This is a genomic window from Paraburkholderia sp. BCC1886, assembly GCF_900996245.1.
GTDB lineage: Bacteria > Pseudomonadota > Gammaproteobacteria > Burkholderiales > Burkholderiaceae > Paraburkholderia.
In genome coordinates this window covers 1-440 of sequence record NZ_CAAJGK010000001.1, presented here as the reverse complement: position 1 = coordinate 440, position 440 = coordinate 1, and the positions used below count along the sequence as shown (strand labels likewise).

General features: G+C 52.7%; 1 protein-coding gene. It reads left to right on the top strand.

Going from position 1 to position 440, the window contains the following annotated elements:
- Window positions 1-215 precede the first annotated feature (215 nt).
- Window positions 216-419 (top strand): cold-shock protein, encoded by a 204-nt coding sequence (locus tag FQ746_RS00005; RefSeq protein ID WP_046579574.1) that lies wholly within the window; start codon window positions 216-218, stop codon window positions 417-419.
- Window positions 420-440 lie beyond the last annotated feature (21 nt).

Genomic DNA, 440 nt, shown 5'->3' with positions numbered 1-440 from the left:
AATCACTGGGCTGGGAATTAAAATTCTGATCCCGCTTACTGGACGGGATAATTGCCTGCGTCCTCATCGGCAACTAGGATCGGCTATTGATTCAAATCAGATGCGAAGCCTACGTCAGGAGCGACTATGAGCCGGCGATCGAGATCTCAGCTTCTTGCGACGGACTTTGATCGGGACACGGCGCTATCTTCTGGTCTCTTTTCGACGAGGATGCAATGAATACTGGGACGGTCAAATGGTTCAATGACGCGAAGGGATTCGGCTTCATCACGCCCGATGATGGCGGAGAGGACCTGTTCGTTCATTTTTCCGAAATCAAGATAACGGGATTCAAGTCGCTCTACGACAACCAGCGTGTACGGTACGAAGTGCGCAACGGTCCCAAGGGAAAGCACGCAGCGGACGTGCGACCGGTTTGATTCTGCGGCAATCCATCGTGC

Bases quoted from the DNA above. Each gene is read 5' to 3' on its own strand.
- FQ746_RS00005 (WP_046579574.1), top strand. From the start codon at position 216: ATGAATACTGGGACGGTCAAATGGTTCAATGACGCGAAGGGATTCGGC.